The sequence below is a fragment of the Rhodococcus sp. H-CA8f genome, from assembly GCF_002501585.1.
Lineage (GTDB): Bacteria > Actinomycetota > Actinomycetes > Mycobacteriales > Mycobacteriaceae > Rhodococcus_F > Rhodococcus_F erythropolis.
This window is the reverse complement of record NZ_CP023720.1, coordinates 731,225-751,590: the sequence shown is the minus strand read 5'-3', so window position 1 is coordinate 751,590 and position 20,366 is coordinate 731,225. Positions and strand designations below refer to the sequence as shown.

Sequence of the window (20,366 nt, the reverse complement as noted above, 5' to 3'; positions counted from 1 at the left end):
ATACGTCTTCGCATCGGATACATCGGTGTATCGTTTGGGTTCCACCCCGACGGAGGCGCCGATGACGACTGGAACGGACAACTCGCCGGCCAAGCGTGTCACCAAACGCCGTGGTCAAACCAGGCAGCGCCTGCTCGACGCGGCTGCGGACGCCTTCTCTGAATCGGGGTTCGGGCACGCCACGGTCGAGCAGATCTGCGAACGCGGCGGTTACTCCCGAGGCGCGTTCTACTCCAACTTCGATTCACTCGACGAACTGTTCTTCGCGATGTGGGAGCAACGATCTGCAGCTATGCTCGCCGATCTGCGGTTGGCGACGGAGTCGATCACCGCCGGCAACACCGTCGACATCCATGCCGCTGTCGCCCGGATCGTGGCGGTGGTTCCGGTCGACCCGCAGTGGTACCGGATCAACGCGGAATTCACCGCTCACGCGCTCCGCAACCCGGCACTTCGCAAAGCCCTTGCCGACCGTGAAGACGCGATCCTTCGCACCCTGTTGCCCATTGTGGAGTCCGCACTCAGCGACGTCGGGCGAACAATCGTCGGCGACCCGACTGCGTTGGGACGGGCATTGGTCGCAGTGCACGACGGCACCAGCGTGCAGTGTCTCGTCGACACCGACACCAACGCCGCCTTCGCACTGCGCCGCGATATCTTCACTCGAATCCTGCTGTCCTACAGCGAAATAATCCAGAACAACCAATCGAAAGAGGAGCTGTCGTGAGCGAACAAGCTGACGTCATCGTTGTCGGGGCAGGGCTGGCGGGACTGGTCGCCACCTACGAACTGACACGCGCCGGCCGCAAAGTCCTTGTCGTGGAACAGGAGAACGCAGCCAACCTCGGCGCGCAGGCATTCTGGTCGCTCGGCGGACTCTTCCTCGTGAACAGCCCCGAGCAACGCCGACTCGGTATCAAGGACTCTCTCGAGTTGGCAATGCAGGACTGGATGGGCACTGCCGGATTCGACCGTGAGCGCGAAGATCACTGGCCTCGCCAGTGGGCCAAGGCGTACGTCGAGTTCGCGGCCGGCGACAAGCGTCAGTACCTGCACGACCTGGGGCTTCGCCTGATGCCGAATGTCGGTTGGGCCGAACGCGGCCGCGGAATGGCTCTTGGACACGGCAATTCGGTACCGCGATTCCACCTCACCTGGGGAACCGGCCCCGGCGTGGTCGATGTCTTCCTGACCAAGGTGATCGCCGCCCAGAAGCGCGGACTGGTCACGTTCAAGCACCGCCACCAAGTCGATCAACTCGTCGTCACCGATGGTGCGGTCACTGGTGTACGCGGAACCGTCCTCGAACCTTCCAGTGATCTACGCGGCGTGAAGAGCTCGCGCACCCCCATCGGCGAATTCGAGTTCGCCGCACAGGCCGTCGTGGTCACCTCCGGTGGAATCGGCGGCAACTACGAACTGGTGAAGAAGAACTGGCCCGAGCGACTCGGCAAGGCACCGAAGCACATGCTGACGGGAGTACCTGCACACGTCGACGGACGGATGCTCGAAATCACCGAATCCGCAGGCGGAAACATCGTCAACCGCGACCGCATGTGGCACTACACCGAAGGCATCCAGAACTGGAATCCCATCTGGCCCAACCACGGAATCCGAATCATCCCCGGACCCTCCTCGATGTGGTTCGACGCCACCGGCAAGCGTCTGCCGGTCCCCAACTTCCCCGGCTTCGACACGATGGGAACCTTCAAGTACATCCTCGACAGCGGCCACGAGTACACGTGGTTCATCCTCGACCAGAAGATCATCGAGAAGGAGTTCGCACTCTCGGGATCGGAACAGAACCCGGACTTCACCAACCGCGACTTCAAGCTCCTCCTCGAACGAATCAAGAAGGGCGCGCCGGGACCGGTCGAGGCGTTCAAGCAGAAGGGCGCAGACTTCGTGGTGCGCAACAACCTTCGTGATCTGGTCGACGGCATGAACGCCCTCACCGACGAACCGCTCCTCGACTACGAGGACATCGAGCGCGAGATGATCGCCCGCGACCGCGAAGTCGACAACAAGTACAGCAAGGACTTCCAGGTCACCGCCATCCACGGTGCTCGTAATCTGTTGGCAGACAAGATCGTGCGCGTCGTTGCACCGCACAAGATCCTGGACCCCAAGAACGGCCCACTGATCGCGGTCCGGTTGCACCTGCTCACACGCAAGACCCTCGGCGGCTTGGAAACCAACCTGGATTCACAGGTCATCAAGGCCGACGGCAGTGTCTTCGACGGCCTGTACGCGGCCGGTGAGGTCGCGGGCTTCGGCGGCGGCGGAGTCCACGGTTACAGCGCGCTCGAAGGGACCTTCCTCGGTGGCTGCATCTTCTCCGGCCGCGCAGCCGGACGAGCACTGGCGCGCGACCTGTAGCCCCGAAATCAGGCGAGCGAATGCGTGACCAGTATGTGGTGGGCGCGCATTCGCCTTGCCTCGTGCACGGATTGATGGTGGTGATGATGCGTCGGCCCGCGCGCGTGGCGGACCAGATCGTGAACAGTACGGATGACGGTCGGCATTGCGACCCTCCCTCAGGAGATTGTGACTGCTGCTCTTGTCAGTGGAATCACTGTCTGGACAACGCCACTCGCGCCACCTCCTCCGGGTCGATCAGGTGGGTATGGTCATCGTCGCCGACGTCGATCTGCACTACCTCGATACGGCCGTTGAATGTGGTTGCGCCACTGTAGTCGACACTGACAGGCATGCCGTAATCGTCACCGATGTCGGTGGTCTCGTCCGCGGAGAAGACCATCGGTTGGGTCTGCTCGACGCGACCCGAGCCCACTTCGTGACCGTCATGATAGATCGTGACAGCGCCGCCCCTCGCGAGACCACCGCCGTCGTAGGCGAACTCAACTCTGATCTGATGTGATCCTGCCGGAATGTCAACGTCGGACCCGACGACGAACTCGGTCATGCCGAGCAGGTTGTAGACGAATTTGGCGCGACCTTCCCGCGCGTAAAGTGCCCAGCCGCCGAACCTGCCTCCCTGCGCGATCATCACACCGTTGGCGGTAATGCCATCCGCGATGTCGACTGCTGCTGTGACACTGAACGATCGGTTCTTGATACTCAGCACGCTGTGCTCGCTCAGCCGTTTCATTCCGGGAAACAGAACCTGTCGGTTCCCGGACACCAACTGCGGACGCCCCGCGATGTGAGGGTTGAACCTCTCGAATCTTCGGTCGTCGATCGGAAGAACGTTGTACTTGACTGCTTCGATCAACCACAAGCGTTGCAGTGCAGTGAGTTTCTCCGGCAACTCGGCCGCCAAATCTTTGGACTGCGTCCAATCCTGCGACCCGTCGTAGAGCTCCCACACGTCGTCGTCGAGAGCGGGGAGTGCCTCCGCGAACAGCCACGGAGTGCTGTGTCTGGTGACCGCACTCCAACCCTTGTAATAGATACCGCGATTGCCGGCCATCTCGAAGTACTGCAGATCGTGACGTTCGGCGGCTTCGGCGTCGTCGAAGGTGTAGACCATGCTGGTCCCCTCGATCGGTGATTGTTGGACGCCGTTGACGAAGGTCGGTTCCGGCAGTTTCGCGACCTCGAGGATCGTTGGTGCGACGTCGATGACGTGGGTGAATTGCGACCGCGTCTCACCCTTGGTCCGAATCCCCGCCGGCCAGTGCACGATCGTTCCGTTGCGAGTGCCACCCCAATGCGAGGCAACCTGTTTCGTCCACTGGTACGGCGTGCACATTGCCCATGCCCACCCCACGGAGTAGTGGTTGTACGCGTCCTTGGTACCGAACTTGTCTTTCACTTCCGCCATGAACTCGGGTGTTTCGATGGCGGCGAGTCCGTTGAAGTTGGCCATCTCGTTGAAGGCCCCGTTGATCGTCCCCTCTGCAGACGCTCCGTTGTCGCCGATGATGTAGTACACGAGGGTGTTGTCGAGAGCTCCGAGTTCCTCGATCGCATCGACAAGCCGGCCGACATGGAAATCGGTGTGTTCGAGAAACCCTGCATAAACTTCCATTTGGCGTTCGAGGACAGGCTTCATCTCCTCACTCATGTCCTCCCACGCCGGAATGGCCTCGGGGCGCGGGGTGAGGACCGCATCCGCGGGGACGACTCCCCGCTGCTTCTGCTGCTCGAGAATCGATTCGCGTTGCGCATCCCAACCTCCTGCGAACCGGCCCTCGTACTTGTCTGCCCACTCCTTCGGAACATGGTGCGGTGCATGTGTGGCGCCGGGTGCAAAGTAGACGAAGAACGGCTTGTCCGGAGCCAATGACTTCTGCATCCGAACCCAGTCGATGGCGTGATCGGCCAGGTCCTCGGTGAGGTGATAACCCTCCTCCGGTGTCTTGTCCGCCTCCACGGGCGCGACACCCTCGTACAGCGCCGGGTAGTACTGGTTGTTCTCCCCGCCGATGAATCCGTAGAAGTGCTCGAATCCGCCTTCTCCCGTCGGCCACGATGTGAACGGCCCCACCGGGGATGTCTGCCACGGCGGCACCTCGTGGCACTTGCCGAACTGCGCCGTCGAGTATCCGTTCAGTTTCAACGTCATCGGCAGTGCGGCTTTGGTATTCGGGCGCAGACCGGAAAGTCCAGGAGCCGAGGTCGCGGTTTCGGTGACCGAGCCCATACCGACCGAATGGTGGTTGCGTCCACTCAGCAGTGCGGCGCGGGTCGGTGCGCACAGCGCAGTCGTGTGAAACCGCGTGTACGTGAGCCCATTACTTTGCAATCGCTCAGCAGTCGGCGTGTCCGCTGGTCCGCCGAAGGCACTGCTCGCGCCATATCCCACGTCGTCCAACAGGACCACCAGAACATTGGGTGCCCCGGCCGGCGGCAGTAGCGGAGTGATCGGCGGAAACTCCGTGTCCGGATCCTTCGCGTCGTACGTCACCAGACCAAGATGTTGTCGATCCGGAATCGGTAGTACAGCGCGGCTCTGGCCTGTCGGATCCGTCATGACGTCTCGCCTTCTGTCTCTCACATGGGCCTTTCAAGCGTTTCAGGATCACGACGGCGTCGACATCATCCGTTTCGGGTGAAGGCGCACCATTGCCGCAGCGTGGAGGCTTGAAGGGTGGATCAGCCCGGACGTTTCGCTCCCACCCCGATCGGGCATGCCTTCCTCGTCCCCCGGCGCCGTGTGCGTGCCGGCCTGACCCAGATCCTGTGCGTCGTCGTAGGACTGGCTGCCGGACTGGCGATGCCATATTTACGCAGCGGCCCAATGATTCCCGCCCGTCAGGTCAGCGAGATGCTCGTTGCACTCGGGCTGGGGTTACTGGGTGTAGTCGCAGTGATCTTCTCGCTACTGTTCCTTGTCGTCCAGTGGGCCGCGACCACCTTCACTCCTCGCTTGTTGTTGTTCCGCGACGACCCCATCGTGTGGCGAACGTTTGCCTTCGCCATAGGCCAGTCGGTTTTCGACATCACTGCAGCGCTCGCCATCAGCAACGAAACGGATGTGTCCGTGGTCGTGCCAAGTCTCGCAGTGCTGGCACTCTTGGCCACGCTGACGCTGATCAGGCTGCTCCAGCTGCGCGCATTCTCGGCCATCCAGTTGGCTCCTGTACTGACCTCGATCTCGAGTCGTGGCCGAGCAGTCTTCGCCGCCGTGTACCCCGCCACCGATCTGGAGTTGCCTCCTCTACCAACACTTCCGGTGATCACGACTATCGAGTGGCATCGACCGCCAGCCGTTCTGCAGCAGATCCTCGTCGAAGATCTGCTGCAGAGCGCTCGATCCTGCCGATCCATGGTGGTCCTCCGAGTTTCGCCGGGTAGCACGCTGCGAGACGGATTGCCGCTCGCCGACGTCTACGGCGGACCCATGCCCGCCAACACGATTCTTGACGCCTTGGTCAGTGGGAGTGAGCGAACCTTCACCCAGGACCCCCTACTCGCGATTCGGTTGTTGGCTGACATCGCGCTCAGAGCGCTCTCACCCGCTATCAACGATCCTGCGACGGCCGTGCAGGCTCTGGACGAGATCGAGGACCTCCTCTCTCTGGTGGCCTCCGTGCGCGCAGATTCGATCCGGGTCGTCGACGAGCGTGGTGATCTGCGTGTGGTGATTCCGCTACCCGACTTCACGACCTTCGTCAGAACCGGACTGGACGACGTCATAGCCTCGGCATCGAACTCACCACTCGTTTTGGGCCGACTTCGCGACCTACTTTCGCACGTCGCCGCCCAATCGGAGTCTCGGAACCGCGATATTCTCGCCATGCGCGCCCGCTGGATTGATCAGCTGTCACAAGGCTTCCCGCGACTCGAACCGCCGTTGTGAACCCGTACAGATTTGTTGGTGATCGCGTCAAGGCATCGTCAAGATCAGTCTCAGAGCTACGGGAAATGACGATACTGACTCGGTGAGACATGCAGTGATACTCGGACACCGTGGAGTCATATCGTCGACCACCCGCGCCGGCGGCGAACCTGAGAAGCAAAAGCTCTCCGTCGCAACCGGACTGGCGGGTCTGTCGCTCGACGCGATGGCCTCGGTGTCGTACGGTCCAGAGGCCATCGTGTTGGTGTTGGCCCTCGCCGGCGGCGCGGGGATCGGCTTCACCGTGCCGGTGACGATCGCCATCGCCGTGCTGCTTGTGGTCCTCGTGGCGTCGTATCGCCAGGTGATCGCCGCATTTCCCGAAGGCGGTGGCGCATACGCCGTCGCGAAGAAGCATCTGAGCCCGCGCGCAAGCCTGACCGCTGCCGCATCGTTGATCGTCGACTACACCCTCAACGTCGCAGTGTCGATCGCAGCCGGTGTCGCGGCTCTGACCTCCGCCTTCCCTGCGCTTCTTCCCTACACGGTCTGGATCGCACTGGCGATACTCGGCGGCATCACGGCACTGAATCTGCGGGGCATCGCAGATTCCGCGCGGGTATTCATGTTGCCCACCGTGGTTTTTGTCGTCAGCATCTTCACGGTGATCGGTGCCGGACTACTTCGGGAAAACCCTGCCGCCGCCACGGCTCCCTTCCTCGCCGACAACGCACACACGATCGGCATTCTCCTTCTGCTCAAAGCCTTTTCGAGTGGTTGCGCCGCATTGACCGGAGTCGAAGCCATCGCCAACGCGGTACCCAGCTTCAAGAAGCCTCGCGTGCGTAGCGCTCAGAGTGCCGAAGTAGCTCTGGGAATCCTGTTGGGCACCATGCTGATCGGCCTTGCCGTGTTGATCGAGAAGTTCTCACTCGCACCGGTCCCTGGAACAACGGTCCTGTCGCAACTCACTTCCGCTGCCCTCGGAAATGGTGTGGGCTACTACGTCGTCCAATTCTCCACCGTGATTCTGTTGGCGTTGGCCGCGAACACCTCGTACGGCGGACTTCCCAACCTGATGCGGATCCTCGCCGACGACAACGTGCTCCCGCACCGCTTCAGCCGGAAGTCGACGCGCGACGTCTTCACGTACGGCGTCTTGTCGCTCGGAGGCATCGGTGCACTCCTGCTCATCGGATCCGGCGGAAACATGAACACCTTGGTGCCGCTGTTCGCCATCGGTGTGTTCATCGGATTCACGCTCGCGCAGTTCGGCATGGTGCGCCACTGGCTCGCCGAACAGACGCCGGGCTGGAAGTGGCGCCTAGCGCTCAACGGTTTCGGGGCTGCGTTGACTTCGATCGCAGCAGTGGTGACTACCGCCATGAAGTTCACCGAGGGCGCCTGGTTGATCGCTCTCGCGCTCCCTGCGCTCGTCCTCGGCATGGAACGCATCCGCGGTGCGTACACACATATCGGTACTCGGTTAACCGTTCAGGGTGAGAACGATTCTCTGTCTATCGGATACAAACCAGCGGTCCTAGTACCCGTGTCCGAAATTACGTCGCTCTCCACCCGCGCGATGGCCGCGGCAACGGCAATGTCTTCGCAGCCCATCGCAATTCGAGTCTGCCTGGCCCACGAATCGACGACGGACTTCACCCGCCGATGGCAAGCCCGACACCCGAATTCGCGTTTGATCGTCATCGAGGACACCGAGAACTCCGTGGGGAACACCCTCGCTCGATACATCCGCACACACTTCCCCCACCGGGAAACCTTTGTTGTCGTCGCCACCATCGACCCGGCGACCAGATGGCATCGGATACTCCCGAGCCAACGGACCGATGAGATCGCTCATGCACTGCGCAAACACACCGAGGCCGTGGTGTGCCAAATTCCGGTCCGGATCGATCCGGCTCACCGCGATCCCGCCCTACGCGCGTGAGCAGACGCTCAGAGCGAGGTCCCGAACAACATGCCGAGCAGATACGTCGCGCCGGCAGCGCCATAGCCGATCGCAAGTTGGCGTAGGGCCCTCTTGAACGGCGGCCCGCCCGACAGCAACCCGACCACAACGCCCGTCGTCAGCAACGCGATCCCCACGAGTACGGACGCGACGATCAGAGCCGTCATGCCTTCCAGGCCGAACAGATACGGCAACACCGGAATGATGGCGCCCGAGGCGAAGAAGCAGAAACTTGCCGCCGCTGCGCCCAATCCGGTTCCGACGGCTTCATGGTCGTCGACAACGTCCGCGGCGCCGAAGGTGCTGTTCGCGAGGACCTCGGCGGCGCGCTGGTCCGCTTCCTCGGCGGACATGCCACGGGCCCGGTAGACCAGCGCCAATTCGTTGGCGTCGACGTCGAGCAGTCCGACGGCTTCGCTGGCCGCGGGACCAGGATTGGACGCTTCCAACAACTCTCGCTGCGAGCGGACGGAAACGTACTCGCCGGCTCCCATCGACAGGGCGCCGGCCAGAAGCCCGGCCATGCCGGTGATCAGAACGATCTGGTTGGAGACGCCGCTACCGCTGATGCCGAGCACGAGAGCGAGATTGCTGACGAGGCCGTCGTTGGCTCCGAAGACGGCGGCACGAAACGTCCCCGAAAGTCTGTTCCGACCCCGAGTGGCCAAGGCCCGCACCACTTCTTCGTGGATCTTCTCGTCCGCGCCCATCGATGCGGTCGCGTCGGCATCGTTCGGATAGGGGGATCGTGTTTCCGCGCGCTGCGCAAGAGCGAGCACGAAGACGGAGCCGAAGCGTCTGGCCAGAAAGCCCAGTATCCGAGTGCGGATATCACCGCGAAGTGGTTTGCCGACGTGATCGCCGAGAAGCGCTCGCCAGTGCGCCTCGTGTCGGCCCTCCGCGTCGGCCAGGGCGAGAAGGATTTCGCGCTCCTCGCCGCTGCGCCTACCCGCGAGGTCGCGGTAGACGGCGGCCTCGGCTTGTTCGTCGGCGAGGTATCGTCTCCAGCGCTTGACATCTCGCGGGTCTGGATCGGGTCGTGCGGCCGGAACTGCGGACATCGTGTTCCCCTTCCGGTGAGGCGGTCACGCTTCGAGTACGCGGTCCATCCACGTCGTCAGATCATTGATGACGTCGTCGCGGTTGGTCTCGTTGAAGATCTCGTGCCTGGCGCCCGGATAGGTGTAATAGGTGACGTCTTCGATCCCCGCCGAGTTGTACCGTTCGACTGCGACGTCGGTACGGCTCAGCGCGGCGTTGAGAGGATCCGAGGTGCCGACGAAGACCAGGATCGGAAGGTCTTGTCGCACGCCCTCGACGTCGACGAACCTCGGCCCAGCTGCGATAAGCCCGCCCATGCCGGCGTCGTCCAGGCTGAAACCACACAGTGGATCGTTGATGTACAAATCCACCTGCGCTTCGTCACGGCTGAGCCAGTCGTGCGGAGTACGGGCCGGTTCGAATTCGGCGTTGAACTGGGCGAGGACGTCCGGGCCGTCGTTGACGAGGCTCTCGATCAGTCGATCGACCGCGGTAGTCCCCGACAGTGCGACGGCGTCGATCAGGTGCGAATGATCGAGGATGTACTGCTGCGAAGCGAACGAACCGAGACTGTGGCTGAGCAGTACGACGGGCAGGCCGGGGTGTTTGTCGCGGATGATGCCCGTGAGGGTCACCATGTCTGCCACCAAGCGGTTCCAGCCGTCGTCGCCGATGTTGCCTGGGCCGGCGTGCATGCTCTCACCGTGGCCGCGGTGGTCCGCCGCATAGACGTGGAAACCGCGAGCATTCAGGGCTTCGGCAACGTGTGCGTAGCGTTTTGCGTGCTCACCCATACCGTGCGCGAGTTGAACAACCCCTCGAGGTTCCTGCTCGGTGGGCCATTCGTGGACATGAATGACCACTCCGTCGTCGCTGGTGAAGGTGAACATGCGCTACTCCCGGTGGTCGCGATCCGGACAGGTCATTTCTCATGCTAGATCCGCAGCAGCAATCCATCCGGGAAGTAGGTCCTGATCACCGGCGAGCCTGATTCGTTTCTGCACATCCGGCCTCGGATTCGGATATACCGGACACGGATGTTCCGGAGCCAGTTGTCGACCAACTTGAGGAGTACAGAGCGATGAATCCCAACCGCATGCGCAACGTCGGCTTGTTGGCGGCTCCACTTGCTGCTCTCGCCCTTCTCAGCGGTTGCGGCTCGGACGAAACGGGAACGGGAACGGCCGAGAGTTCACCGGCACCCGCCTCAACCACGACCGCCTCTGCGCCGACGACCCAGACCGGTACTGCCGCACCTTCGACGACCCATACCGATCACACCCAAACCACAACCTCGACGGCACCCAATCCCGAAGGCTGCGCGATCGGGGAACTGAACGTCACCCTAGGCGAGTCGAGTGGCGCCGCCGGTTCTGTGGAGCTTCCGGTGGTCTTCACCAACACGGGCGGCCGCACGTGCACGCTCGACGGTTTCCCCGGCGTCTCCTATGTCACGGGAGCGTCCGGAAGCGAAGTGGGTGCTGCAGCCGGCCGCTCCGGATCCGGTTCACTCGTCTCCCTTGCCCCTGGCTCTGCCGCAACGTCTTTGGTGCGCGCCACGAACGTCGAGAACTACCCGGCAGATCAGTGCGGCGTGACCGACGTTGCGGGACTCAGGGTTTACCCGCCCAACAGCTACGACTCGGTCTTCCTTGCCTACCCCACCAAGGGTTGCTCGATGACCGGCGCGAACATCAACCAGCTGACGGTCGCGCCGGTCGCCCGCTGAGTCACGGCTTGAGGCGTCGTAGGCCCCAGAGCGCCGGCAGGAGGAACAAGCCCGAAAGGATCAGGACGAGTGCAGCTTCCGTGAACTGGAAACGCCAGAACCGATCAGCTGAGTGGTAGCGAACTTCGTAGTGGTCGACGCCGTGTTCCCGCAAACAGATCTCCATCTCTCTGTTCTGCTGCGCTGAGAGCACATCCATGCGGAGGCTGTACTCGGCGCCGGTCTCCTCCGGGCGCTGGTCGTACGGGTTCTCGCCGCCTGATCCACCCCACGTGCACTCGTCGTATTTGATGTCGACCCAGTTACCTCGGAGGTCGACATATCCCTGCGCGAGTTCCCAATTGACCGCGGGAATACTGGTATCGCTCGAATAGTAGGAACTGAATCCGGCGACGGGTGACGTTCGGACACTCGGCTCGGCGTAATCGGGTCGTGCAACCAACTGAAATGCTGCCAGGATCGCAACAACACCGACCATCGTGATCGCCATTGCGCCGATCGAACTACGCACCAGCAAAGCCAGAGCTGCTCCGAGCATGAGTGCCATGAATGTGTATGCACCCAAGACCAGTCCGCTGGATTGAAAGAGCGGATACGACAGGTTCGATATCTCGACGAAAGTCGAACGCCCGGCAACAAATGCATACCGGGAGTTGTCCGGGAGAGATCGAGCCCATTGCAGTGCAAATCCGAGCAATGCCGAAGCCACAGAAATCGGCAGGAAGACGATCAACACCCGGGTCCAGAACCAACGAGTCCGACTGACCGATTGAGTAAGCCCCAATACGTGCGTTCCCTGTTCGATATCCCGCGAAAACACGGTGACACCGATCAACACGCCGAGGAACACCGGCAGAGCCGTCGCAACCACTGTCGTCAGGGTGAGAGCAGTCTCTGCCGTGCAGATAGCGGTGATGTCATCGAAGCAACTGAGAGGCGATCCGAAGAGTTGGGCTTGTCCGCCGCTCTTGATGATCGCACCACTCGACAAGACAATGACTGCTAATGCCGCGAGGAATCCCAATGACACAACGAGCGATGTCCGGTGGTGCCGCCACGTAACCCAGATCATGCCGCCACCACCGTTTCCGCGCTCAGGTGCCCGAGCACCACGTCGTCGAGAGTTGCGTCGTCGATCACCCAGCCGGCCTGAGGGCTCGGACGAATTCCCTCCACCACATGAGAATTCGACCGCATCCCCTTGTCGGTATGAATGACCGCACCGGCGCCGACCACGTCCGAAGGATCGCCGTCCCCGATCAATACGTAATGGGCAGCGATCAATTCATCCAACGGACCGGACAATCTCGCGTTTCCGCCGCCCAGCAGAAGAAGTCGATCCGAGACGTCTGCCAATTCGGAAACGATGTGTGAAGACAACAGAACCGTGGTGCCGTACTCGGCAACGTCTTCGAGCAGAGTGGTCGCGACGGACCGCCGCGCCACGGGATCAAGATCCGCCAAGGGTTCGTCGAGTAGAAGCAACTGCGATCTGCGCCCGAGCGCCAAAGCCAGTGCAACCCTGGTTCGTTGACCTGGTGACAGAGTCTTCGCCTTTGCATCGAGAGCAATCCCAGCGCGCTCCACCAGATCCAGAGCGTACTTCGCATCCCACTCGTCGTTGGTGTATGCGCCGAATCGAAGAAGTTCTGCAACAGTGAATTTGGGATACAGCGGCTTGTGCTGAGCGAGGTACGACAGGCCTGGGCAGATGCCGTCCTGATCCGGCGTGCTGCCCAGGACGGAGATCGAACCGTGGTCAGGCATCGTCAACCCGACCGCCAAGGACATCAGAGTGGACTTGCCCGCTCCGTTCACCCCGACCAGGGCAGTGATGCTTCCCGTTGCGACCTCGAAAGTGCAGGCGTCGAGCACCTTCTTCTTGCCGAAGCGCTTGTCCACGTCCTGCATCGTCAGTGCCGATTCTTGCGCAGTCATGATGTCTCCCCCTGCTTTCCGGACGGATCCGATTCGATGAACGTCTTCTCGAGCTCCAAACTCACCAATGCTTCGATGTCCGTGCGCTCGAGTCCGGCGGCCACGGCATCTGCAACCCAACGCGCCAACTCACGACGTAGCGCAGAGCTTTCCGCCATACCGGGCTTGGCCAGGGACTTCACGACGAACGTGCCCAATCCGGGCCTCGGGGCAACAAGTCCGTCGCGCTCGAGTTCCTTGTAGGCCTTCAGGACTGTGTTCGGGTTGATCGCGAGCGCTCCCACGACGTCCTTGGCTGTGGGCAGCCGATCCCCGACTTGGAGATCACCGAGCCTGAGCGCCTGCTTCACCTGAAGGACCAATTGCACGTAAGTGGGAATGCCGGATCGGCGGTCGATACGGAAGTCGATCATCCGAACCCTTTCACTAGTTCATTAGTGGAATAGATATTTACCCTGCCTTGACCTCCCGGGTCAAGCCAGACGACCCCTGTAAAGTGCAGATGCCCCGGTTCACCGGGGTGCCACGCTGCTCGTGTGAAGTTCGGTGAAACCCCGGCACTGTCGACGCAACTGTGAATTCGCCCGTCACTACTCGAGGCGAACGAGTCAGGTCACCGGCCTCGTGGCGACACGATGGTTCTCGGACGAAGGACCGCTCGTGGCGCTTCGCCTCGCGGCCGCGCTGCTCGCGACCCTTCACCACTAGCGGAGGGGTGGCTGTGAGTACTCGGCCGACACGTAGATTCAGATCTGTACTTGCAGCACTGACGGTGAGCACCGCACTGCTTGCCGGTGCCTGCAGTAGCTCGACGTCCGATGCACCCGCAACCACAGCCGCCTCGGACGGCTCGTTCCCGGTGACTGTTGTTTCCGGTCCCACGGATTCCGGCACGGACATCACCATCGAGTCACGTCCGCAGTCGATCGTGTCACTCAGTCCCAGCGCCACCGAGACCCTGTGGGCCGTCGGCGCGGGCGATCAGGTGAAGGCCGTCGACAATCAGTCCGACTACCCGGCCGGTATCCCGGTCACCGATCTCTCGGGCTTTCAACCGAACGTCGAAGCCATCCTCGGCTACGCACCGGATCTGGTGATCGCATCGGATGACATGAACGATCTTGTCTCCGGGCTGCAAAAGGCGAAGGTGCCGACACTCCTGCTACCGGCAGCCACAAGCATCGACGACGTCTACGCCCAGATCGAGCGCGTCGCGAAGGCCACCGGCCACGAGGACAAGGGCACCGAAGTTGTCGACACCATGCGCTCGGACATCGACGCCGCTGTCGCCAGTGTTCCTGCGCGCCAACAGCCGCTGACGTACTTCCACGAACTCGACTCCTCGCTCTACACCGTCACGAGTTCGAGCTTCGTCGGGCAGATCTACTCGCTGTTCGGAATGAAGAGCATCGCCGACGCCGCGGGGCAGGGCGACTATCCGCAGCTGTCCGCCGAATTCGTGGTGCAGGCCAATCCCGATCTCATCTTTCTCGCAGACTCCCAATGCTGCGGAGTGACAGCAGAATCCGTCGCCGCCCGACCCGGGTGGAGCGGCATGAAAGCGGTTACCGGCAACCAGATCCATGTGCTCGACGAAGACCTCTCCAGCCGCTGGGGACCTCGTGTCGCCGATCAGGTGAAGGCCGTCGCGGCCATCGTTGCCCAAGTTCCCGCGGCCTGAGCACTCGATGATCAAAGCCGGTATCTCCCAACATCGGACCGCCGTTCTGCTCGGCGCCGCGCTGATTCTGTGCGCTGCCTTGCTGATCGGTGTTCTGGTGGGGCCGGCCGGTTTGACGCCTGATCGAACCATTCTCGAACTTCTGGACGGAATACCCGGCATCCACCTCGATTCCGGTCTCACCGCGACACAGCAGGCGATTCTCTGGCAGATCCGGCTTCCGCGAGTAGTACTGGGCGCGTTGGTCGGAGCAATGTTGGCCGTTGCCGGTGCCGCCTACCAGGGCGTGTTCCGAAATCCCTTGGCAGATCCGTATCTCCTCGGCGTTTCCAGCGGAGCCGGACTGGGCGCAACCCTCGCCATCGTTTCGGGTGGAGCGCTGGGCATGTTCGGAATTCCCATGGCCGCCTTCGTCGGTGGTGTGCTGGCCGTGTTCGCAACTTATTCGCTCGGCCGCAGCATTGGCGGGCCGCAGAACGCGGTAGTCATCATCCTCGCCGGTGTCGCAGTCGCGGCGTTCACGAATGCAGCGCAGACTTTTGTCCAGCAGCGGTTCGACGATTCACTCCGCGAGGTCTATTCCTGGCTGCTCGGCGGACTATCCACCGACGGTTGGTCGGAAGTTCTGGTTGTCCTGCCGTACGTCGCGCTGGCATCTGCCGTCATCCTGGTACACCGACGCGTACTCGACGTGATGGCCGTAGGTGACGTCGAAGCCGCCAGCCTCGGCGTCGACCCGGCCAGATCACGCCTGGTACTGGTGCTCGCCGCAACTCTGGGAACGGCGGCGGTCGTGAGTGCAAGTGGACTCATCGGCTTTGTCGGAATCGTTGTTCCCCATGCGGTTCGACTGGTCGTCGGCCCGTCGCATCGACTGCTTCTCCCCCTGTCACTCATGCTCGGAGCGGCGTTTCTCGTCCTCACCGACGTTGCCGCCCGCACGGTCATGGCACCGGCCGAACTCCCCATCGGGGTTGTGACCGCGATGATCGGCGCTCCGTTCTTCCTTCTGGTTCTGCGCCGCAGCCGGGTCTCGGCATGACCGACAGCGCAGTGCGGTGCCGCGACCTCCGAGTCAACCTCGGCGGCAAGGACGTCGTCGACGGCATCGATCTCGATGTGACACCCGGCGATTGGGTTGCCGTGGTCGGGCCGAACGGCGCCGGCAAGACAACCTTGATGCATGCCCTCGCTGGATTGATTCCGTCTACCGGTGAGCTCTCGGTCGGGGGACTGAGTCCTCGCAATTCCAGCCGCAAGGCGATGTCCGCCGTCGTCGCGTTGATGCCTCAGCGTCCGGTAGTACCCGAGGGCTCAACGGTTAAGGAACTGGTTGCGCTCGGCCGCACTCCCTATCTACGACGCTTCGGAACCGAAACCGCCACTGACCGTTCGGTGATCTCTTCGGTGATCGAGAGGCTCGACCTCACCGAGTTCGCAGATCGACGAGCCACCGAACTTTCCGGCGGCGAATTGCAGCGCGTGGTCCTGGCTCGGGCACTGGCCCAAGAACCACAGGTACTGCTCTTGGACGAACCCACCAGCGCGCTCGACATCGGTCACCAGCAGCAGGTTCTCGACTTGGTGGAGGAACTGCGTGAAGCCGACAACATCACGGTCATCGCCGCGATGCACGACCTCACTCTCGCGGGTCAGTACGGTCGACGAATCGTGCTGCTGGACAAGGGCAGCGTCGTTGCCGACGGCACACCCTCATCGGTGCTGGAGGCAGACCTCCTCGGCCGCGTGTACGGCGCTCGGGTCGAAATCCTGGACCGGCCCAGCGGTCCCATAGTTGTTCCGATTCGGCAGGAAGGCACCCGCTGATGGAATTGGTGATGCTCGGCACCGGCGCTGCCGACGGTTGGCCGAACCCGTTCTGTACTTGCCCTTCCTGCCTGGCTGCCCTGTCGAGTGAAACCATCCGCGGGCACACCGCTGCACTGGTGGACAACAGAATCCTGTTGGATTGTGGTCCCGAAGTACCGCGTGCCGCGTCGCGATTCGGTCGCACGCTGGCACACGTCGAACACATCCTGCTGACGCATTCTCATCCCGATCACCTCGGCCCGATGGCATTGCTGTTCCGGTCCTGGGCCTCGCGCACCGAACCACTACAGGTTCTCGGACCACCCGACGCGCTCGCTCTCTGCCGAGACTGGGTGGGCCCGGATGACCCGGTGACCTTCACACCGCTCGAGACCGGCCAGTCGATCATGTTGGGCACCTATCGTGTTCGCGCACTCGAAGCCGCGCACGAAGTACCCACCCTTCTCTACGACATCACCGACGCATCCGGAACCCGAATCTTCTGGGCCACCGACACCGGGCCTCTGCCCGAATCCACTGTCGACGCACTTGCCGACGCCCGTTTCGACGCCGTCTTTCTCGAAGAGACCTTCGGCTACAAAACTGACCACGGCACCGGGCACCATGATCTGTCGAGTTTCGCGGAGACGGTGTTGCGGCTCCGCAACTGCGACGCGATCGCCGATCGAACCGATGTGGTCGCCGTACACCTCGGACACCACAACCCAGTCGAAAACGAACTCTCGGAAGCACTTCGCGTGTCCGGGGCGCGAGCGGTTCCGGATGGAGCTGTGCTCGAGATCGGGGTAGGACAGAGCCATCGAACTCTGGTCACCGGTGGCGCCCGCTCGGGCAAGTCCACTTACGCGGAGGGCCTGCTTGCCGGCTACCGGAACGTCACGTACATCGCCACCGGGGATCCGCAGGACGACGATCCCGACTGGATCGAACGAATTGCGTCGCATCGCGCGCGGAGGCCGTCGACGTGGACGACGGTAGAGACCTCCGACGTGACCGAGATTTTCGCGGCCGCAACAACACCGATCCTGCTCGATTGCCTAGGCACGTGGTTGACCGCACGTCTGGACCGACATCAGGCGTGGGCGACAAAAGATCTCAGCGCCGTCCACGCAGATATCGACGTCTTGGCCGACGCCTGGACCGCCTGTCCGGTTCCGATTGTCGCCGTCACGAACGAAGTGGGAAGCGGCGTCGTCCCGGACACGAAGTCCGGGAGGCTGTTCCGCGATCTACTCGGTCTGGTGAACAGCCGAATCGCCAGTGAATCGGAGTCCGTGGTCCTGATGACCGCCGGACTCCCCCTGAGCCTGCGCGTGTGACGTCAGAGCAATCCGGTGAGCTGACGCGCACAATCGAGTAGAAAACCGACCAACTCTCGATCCTCATCCGTCACTCGCCCGCTCGCTCCCTGAACACACAACCCGCCTGCCACCTGGTCTGCGTGATCTCGAACCGGTACTGCCACCGCGGATCGACCCAGGCGGCATTCCTGGTTCTCGAATGCAAAACCCTGCAGGCGAACAGACCTCAGCTGCTCATACAACGCATCGAAATCACCGAGGGTGAACTCCGTGACCCGGCGAAGTTCCAAACCCGAAAGCAACCGCTCGTCGTGCGCCAACAGAACCTTCCCCAGCGCATTCGCGTGAAGGTTCTTGGCCAGTGCCGCTATTCCGATGATCTCGTGATCCGGATCCTTGTCGACGAACCGCAAGCGCCCACCGGCGAATGACGCGACGTGCAATCCGAACCTCGTGTGTGTCCGCATGTCCTCGACGCGCTCGTGCAGCGTCGGCGCCGGACCACTCGACGACGCCGCATGCGAGAGCTCGGCAGTCCGACGCCCCAACGCGAACCCTGACAGGTCCGGCACCCGCACGAGAAAGCCCTCCGCCACCAGCAGATTCAGCATCCGGTACGCCGTGGCCGATGGAACGCCTGCAAAAGTGGCGATCTCCTTCGCGGTTGTTCCCGGTCCCAGATGAGCCACCGCCTCGAGCATCCCCAGCGCCTTCTGAACCGCACGCGGTTGTTGTCCACTGAAGTGGGTCTCGTCGCCGATCTGTTTGCCTGATCGTGGACCAGCGGTTCCACGGTCCGCGGTCACCGCCCATGCTCCGGCGAGTCACCCTCGGCGGTCCCACGATCCGGAACGAGTCGCCTTCGCCCGTCACCGTCGATCAGCAGAGTGCCAGCACCGGGCAACAGGTCCGCCGTCTCGACGCTGTCGAAAGCGCCGACCATCAGAAGGCTTTCCGGTCTGGCTCTTCGAAGCAATGCGCTCCACACTGTCCCCGACACCGCAACAGCAAGAGCAGCGATCGGCAGTGCCCACATCCCGTGAACCGCACCGTCGAGAACGATGTAGACCAGTAGACCAGCACCGGCGGTACTCACGGACAGGGTGCATATCCGGGTCAGCGACGTATGTTCCCCGATTCGGCGCAAGAACTTCCACGAAGCAAAGGCCACCAGCGTGTAAGCGCAGACCAACGCGGTCTCCACCACGCCGTCGAAGGATCCCGAATCGTCGCGAACCGTATCCGAATAGATGAATACGCCTGCCGCACTTACCGCGACGAACGCAAGTACCGCAACGTACGGGGTGCGGAACCGTCTGTGCACGCGAGCGAGCGGCGCAGGCAGTACCCGTTCGATCCCCATCGAATACAACAACCGCGAACCCGCCTGCGCACAACCGAGAGTGGATGCGAACCAGGAACACGTCATTCCGATCTTGACTGCCAGAACCACCTCCGCGCTGGCCCCCGATGCCGTTCCCTCGAAGTACGCTCCGACGATCGTCGCGCCGTGGCCGGTCATCGCCGCCCAGGCCGCAAAAACGAAGAGGACCCCGCAGATGATCGGCGAAATGAGAACCGTGCGTGTGACGCTGATGAGTGGTCGCTTCGCTTCCGGGCCGAAGAAGGCCGAACTTTCGAAGCCCGCCATGCTGAGCACCGTCAGCATCGCGAGAAACGGAACTGCACTCAGCGACGGATTCGGCAGGGCAACAGCAGTTGTCGTGTCACTGTGCGTCGCCAGCATGACCACGACGATGAGAATCAACGAGCACGCTTCGACGACCAGGATCGCTCGGGTGGCGAACCGGACGCCGCGCACTGCAATCCACGCGACGGCCAGGGCAATCGCCACCGTCGTGATCACCGTCGCGGCAGTTCCTCGCACGTCGGGGCCGACAATGGCGATGGTATCGAGCAGACTCGGAACCGCCTGCGAGAAAACCGAAACCGAGATTCCGAGATACCCGAGTACCAGTGCGGCGCCCGCCGTCAGTGTCGCCCGGATACCGGAGCCTTGGAAGACGAAGCTGTACAACGATCCTGCTGCGGCCAGTCTCCGCGTGAATTGAGTGATGCAGAACGCAACGAGAAACACCGCCGAAGTTGTCGCAGCAATCGCAGCCAACCCGACGTAGCCGGGACTGTAGGTGATCATCCACAGGGCGATGAACACCATTCCCGTTGCCGGAGCGATCGTGGAGAGTGATTGCCCCAACAGGTCGATCGGGGTCAAACGTCCTCGTCCGAGACCACGGAGCGGGGAGAACACGGGCTCACTGTGTTGATCCGCATTCTGCGCTCGCGTGATCGCTGCACGCAGTGCCGCACTCACGGCCATGTGTCACCGTCCGTCGCGTCCAGGCCCGAACCTACGAGCGAATTGTCAGAATTCGGTCAAGTTAGTCCGCTTATGTTTCCGCGCAGTTTCCACGATGGCGCGCACAGAACTTTCAAGTGAGAATCCGACTCTGTTTCCCACCCAGCGTCATGCCGGATCAAGGGCGGCCGACGGTATCCGACCCCTCCGGGAGCACCTTGACCTGCTAGTTCTCCGATTCTCACACGACAACTGCTCTCTCAGTTGCACCTCGTCCAGGCGTAGCGCGGTCGACGCGGGTTCGCAGCAT

General features: G+C 62.3%; 18 protein-coding genes. 9 read left to right on the top strand and 9 right to left on the bottom strand.

From position 1 onward, the window contains the following. Window positions 1-61 precede the first annotated feature (61 nt). Window positions 62-727, top strand: a complete 666-nt coding sequence (locus CPI83_RS03565) for a TetR/AcrR family transcriptional regulator (protein ID WP_020909325.1) — start codon at window positions 62-64, stop codon at window positions 725-727. Next, complete coding sequence (locus tag CPI83_RS03560) at window positions 724-2,379, top strand: FAD-binding dehydrogenase (protein WP_019745556.1); 1,656 nt, start codon at window positions 724-726, stop codon at window positions 2,377-2,379. Before CPI83_RS03565 ends, CPI83_RS03560 begins: the two co-directional genes overlap by 4 nt. A gap of 8 nt (window positions 2,380-2,387) precedes the next feature. On the opposite strand, the gene CPI83_RS30680 is transcribed toward CPI83_RS03560, so the two are convergent. Next, on the bottom strand, window positions 2,388-2,525 hold the full coding sequence (locus tag CPI83_RS30680; RefSeq protein WP_153211511.1) for a hypothetical protein: 138 nt from the start codon (window positions 2,523-2,525) through the stop codon (window positions 2,388-2,390). Between the two features lie 47 nt (window positions 2,526-2,572). Then, complete coding sequence (locus tag CPI83_RS03555; protein ID WP_097386789.1) at window positions 2,573-4,939, bottom strand: arylsulfatase; 2,367 nt, start codon at window positions 4,937-4,939, stop codon at window positions 2,573-2,575. Between the two features lie 117 nt (window positions 4,940-5,056). Between CPI83_RS03555 and CPI83_RS03550 the strand changes: the two genes are divergently transcribed. Then, window positions 5,057-6,268: a DUF2254 family protein gene (locus tag CPI83_RS03550; protein WP_041815323.1), complete on the top strand. Its 1,212-nt coding sequence runs from the start codon at window positions 5,057-5,059 to the stop codon at window positions 6,266-6,268. A gap of 94 nt (window positions 6,269-6,362) precedes the next feature. Further along, complete coding sequence (locus tag CPI83_RS03545) at window positions 6,363-8,195, top strand: APC family permease (RefSeq protein ID WP_084325409.1); 1,833 nt, start codon at window positions 6,363-6,365, stop codon at window positions 8,193-8,195. Between the two features lie 8 nt (window positions 8,196-8,203). On the opposite strand, the gene CPI83_RS03540 is transcribed toward CPI83_RS03545, so the two are convergent. Next, window positions 8,204-9,277, bottom strand: coding sequence for a VIT1/CCC1 family protein (locus tag CPI83_RS03540; RefSeq protein WP_084325410.1), 1,074 nt, complete (start codon window positions 9,275-9,277; stop codon window positions 8,204-8,206). A 24-nt stretch (window positions 9,278-9,301) separates the two neighbouring features. Next, window positions 9,302-10,147, bottom strand: a complete 846-nt coding sequence (locus CPI83_RS03535; RefSeq protein WP_097386788.1) for an alpha/beta hydrolase — start codon at window positions 10,145-10,147, stop codon at window positions 9,302-9,304. A 191-nt stretch (window positions 10,148-10,338) separates the two neighbouring features. Here CPI83_RS03535 and CPI83_RS03530 point away from each other — a divergent pair, with 191 nt between their 5' ends. Then, on the top strand, window positions 10,339-10,986 hold the full coding sequence (locus CPI83_RS03530; RefSeq protein WP_084325411.1) for a DUF4232 domain-containing protein: 648 nt from the start codon (window positions 10,339-10,341) through the stop codon (window positions 10,984-10,986). A gap of 1 nt (window position 10,987) precedes the next feature. Here CPI83_RS03530 and CPI83_RS03525 read toward each other — a convergent pair whose 3' ends face one another. Genes CPI83_RS03525 through CPI83_RS03515 form a run of 3 tightly spaced genes read right to left on the bottom strand, consistent with a single transcriptional unit; the run spans window position 10,988 to window position 13,337 of the window. Continuing rightward, window positions 10,988-12,058 (bottom strand): ABC transporter permease, encoded by a 1,071-nt coding sequence (locus CPI83_RS03525; RefSeq protein WP_070795593.1) that lies wholly within the window; start codon window positions 12,056-12,058, stop codon window positions 10,988-10,990. Next, complete coding sequence (locus CPI83_RS03520; protein ID WP_097386787.1) at window positions 12,055-12,924, bottom strand: ABC transporter ATP-binding protein; 870 nt, start codon at window positions 12,922-12,924, stop codon at window positions 12,055-12,057. Before CPI83_RS03520 ends, CPI83_RS03525 begins: the two co-directional genes overlap by 4 nt. Further along, a complete protein-coding gene (locus tag CPI83_RS03515; RefSeq protein ID WP_007729675.1) occupies window positions 12,921-13,337 on the bottom strand; it encodes a GntR family transcriptional regulator in 417 nt (138 codons plus the stop codon). The genes CPI83_RS03520 and CPI83_RS03515 overlap by 4 nt, the downstream gene beginning before the upstream one ends. 308 nt (window positions 13,338-13,645) lie before the next feature. On the opposite strand from CPI83_RS03515, the gene CPI83_RS03510 reads away from it, so the two are divergent. The 4 genes from CPI83_RS03510 to CPI83_RS03495 are packed head-to-tail and all read left to right on the top strand — an operon-like array spanning window position 13,646 to window position 17,754. Continuing rightward, window positions 13,646-14,605, top strand: coding sequence for an ABC transporter substrate-binding protein (locus CPI83_RS03510; RefSeq protein WP_020970983.1), 960 nt, complete (start codon window positions 13,646-13,648; stop codon window positions 14,603-14,605). 7 nt (window positions 14,606-14,612) lie between these two features. Further along, window positions 14,613-15,647 carry an iron ABC transporter permease gene (locus CPI83_RS03505; protein ID WP_019745569.1) on the top strand — a complete coding sequence of 345 codons (1,035 nt, stop codon included), beginning with the start codon at window positions 14,613-14,615 and terminating at the stop codon, window positions 15,645-15,647. Beyond that, on the top strand, window positions 15,644-16,432 hold the full coding sequence (locus CPI83_RS03500) for an ABC transporter ATP-binding protein (protein WP_050657036.1): 789 nt from the start codon (window positions 15,644-15,646) through the stop codon (window positions 16,430-16,432). The genes CPI83_RS03505 and CPI83_RS03500 overlap by 4 nt, the downstream gene beginning before the upstream one ends. After that, window positions 16,432-17,754, top strand: a complete 1,323-nt coding sequence (locus CPI83_RS03495; RefSeq protein ID WP_097386786.1) for a bifunctional adenosylcobinamide kinase/adenosylcobinamide-phosphate guanylyltransferase — start codon at window positions 16,432-16,434, stop codon at window positions 17,752-17,754. The genes CPI83_RS03500 and CPI83_RS03495 overlap by 1 nt, the downstream gene beginning before the upstream one ends. A gap of 2 nt (window positions 17,755-17,756) precedes the next feature. On the opposite strand, the gene CPI83_RS03490 is transcribed toward CPI83_RS03495, so the two are convergent. Both CPI83_RS03490 and CPI83_RS03485 read right to left on the bottom strand, forming a co-directional pair. After that, complete coding sequence (locus CPI83_RS03490; RefSeq protein WP_097386785.1) at window positions 17,757-18,542, bottom strand: IclR family transcriptional regulator; 786 nt, start codon at window positions 18,540-18,542, stop codon at window positions 17,757-17,759. Then, window positions 18,539-20,077 carry an APC family permease gene (locus CPI83_RS03485; RefSeq protein WP_020970987.1) on the bottom strand — a complete coding sequence of 513 codons (1,539 nt, stop codon included), beginning with the start codon at window positions 20,075-20,077 and terminating at the stop codon, window positions 18,539-18,541. The genes CPI83_RS03490 and CPI83_RS03485 overlap by 4 nt, the downstream gene beginning before the upstream one ends. Between the last annotated feature and the right edge of the window lie 289 nt (window positions 20,078-20,366).